The sequence below is a fragment of the Ottowia massiliensis genome (genome assembly GCF_900240305.1).
GTDB classification, from domain to species: Bacteria; Pseudomonadota; Gammaproteobacteria; order Burkholderiales; family Burkholderiaceae_C; genus Ottowia; species Ottowia massiliensis.
In genome coordinates this window covers 1-2,085 of sequence record NZ_LT964861.1, presented here as the reverse complement: position 1 = coordinate 2,085, position 2,085 = coordinate 1, and the positions used below count along the sequence as shown (strand labels likewise).

Here is a 2,085-nt window from a genome sequence, read left to right as displayed (position 1 = left end):
AGCTGACGCGCTTTGGCGCGCGCGACTATGACGCCGAAACGGGAAGATGGACAGCCAAGGATCCCATCCTCTTTGACGGAGGCGATTCGAACCTTTATGGGTATGTCTTGCAGGATCCGGTGAATATCACGGATATGACGGGTCTCTCTCCAACATTGTGTGAAGCGTTATGGAAGATGGCAGAACATCCGGATAATCCATGGATTAATGGTTCGCCAATGACTCCGGGCGATCTTACAAAAGAAAGGGATTTTCTGGAAAGTCTTGGATTATCGGAAGGGGGCAATAATTACAATGCGGAAGGTGTTGATCTTCAATATGTTCTGGTGGCTCACAGGGCAACCAGAAGTACAGGAATATTAAGGCGTGGTGCTGGGTTAGCTGTCCTTAGTCTTATGGGATGGTATGCATCCGGCGGTTCTGCTTATTCGGCTTATTCGAATGGAACTGGTTCTAGCGCTTGGTTAGACGATGCTGCCGCAGATTTGCGCGGCATAATCATAGGAATCAATGCTGCATGGCAGAACAGTTTTTCTGATTATGTTGCACAACAATGTCCGTTAGCATGCAAAAAATAAATACACACCATATTTCATATATTTTATTTGCAATATTAGGTTTGTTATTGGTTGCTTCAAACAACCTTGTTTTAATTATGTTTGGAGCGGCATTAATCGCCTTAACCATTGTGTATAACATGGCGCATTCTATGAATATAGGCATATGGATTGTATTTCACGCCATTTTAGGATTATGCGCGATTGTTGCCGGGGACTTCTTTTCCAGTTTGTTTGGCATAACAACAGCGGGAATGATGCTGATATTAAGCTGCATGATCCCTTTTATTCTTATTTCCGGAAAACAATTGCCTGTAAAATGGTTGAGTTGTTTCATCCTATTCAGTATATTATATATATCTCTAATGATGCATGCCATGAATATTAACAATAAATCAATCGAATCAGAGATGGAAAAAAACCTGCTTGAACCAAATGCAGGAGTAATCACGGTTCGATATATCGTGTTTGCAAGTGACTATCATATTGGCAGGCATAATAATTGTTTATATATCAATTCTGCTCCGTACTCTCTCGTTAAAATAAAACCTACCAAGATAAGATGCGACCTATAAAATTATAATTATCCGTCTTTAAATATATTCGCGTTAGATTACCATAATGTTTGCTGTCAGCAATATTTTATTTATCTTGTTGCATGTAGTACTATTTATATTTTGGATTGTAGTGCATTCATATTTTATATCTATGATGAGCATAGTCATCTTATTATTAATAACACTTCCATCAATTAATCGAAAGATATCTCTTGCTGGTTTTTGTTTGATATTTATTTTCGTTGTAGATATAATATGCAGTAATAGAGATGCCCAAAATGAACTAGATCGGATACTAGAACAAAAATGCTTGAACACAAAGGAATGGAATGCAGTTATCGATAATATGGACATACTGAAGAGAGAGGTGCCGCGCACCATAGGTGTCAAGAGAGAGCTTATTTACAGAAAGCATAATAGAGTAATCTTCGCAGACATGGAATCATCCGAAAATTATTTTTTACCAATTTGCACATCGGATACGAACTTGAGTTTAGATAACACAAGAAAGGATGAATGAAAAAGATAGTAATAACGCTTTCTGTGATGATGATGGGGCTATTATGGTCGAGGCATTATCTACTGCATGATTACTCACTAAAGGAAATGGATTGGAATCAAGACGGAATAACAACTCCTGGAGAAATATTGAGTTCTATGGATATTAGAGTCAGATATATATGCAAGGAGGGTAAGGTGTGCACTGATTATTTCGCCTATAAAGATGGACAAACAATAAGGATGGATTGCCGTAATTAGAAATTTCAGTCACCCATTACACCTACGACAGCTTGGGCAACCTGCGCTTGGTCGCTTGGTCACCCTGCCCGATGGCGCGCAAATTGAATACCTGATCGACCCGCTCAACCGGCGCATAGGCAAAAAGAAGAACGGCCAGCTGCAATACGGGCTGATCTACCAGGACAGCCTGCGCCCCATTGCCGACACCGACGAAAACGGCCAGCTCAAAA

2 protein-coding genes are annotated in these 2,085 nt (G+C 40.0%); both read left to right on the top strand.

The features are described from left to right. Positions 1-578, top strand: a 578-nt coding sequence (locus C1720_RS12510) for an RHS repeat-associated core domain-containing protein (RefSeq protein WP_199171042.1), incomplete at its 5' end; no start/stop codon positions are given. Beyond that, the gene (locus C1720_RS13465) at positions 566-1,132 is read left to right on the top strand and encodes a hypothetical protein (protein WP_146007065.1); all 567 of its coding nucleotides are present in this window, start codon (positions 566-568) and stop codon (positions 1,130-1,132) included. The genes C1720_RS12510 and C1720_RS13465, both read left to right, overlap by 13 nt. Positions 1,133-2,085: the final 953 nt, after the last annotated feature.

Coding starts and splice junctions, on each gene's coding strand:
- C1720_RS13465 (WP_146007065.1), top strand. CDS start 566: ATGCAAAAAATAAATACACACCATATTTCATATATTTTATTTGCAATA.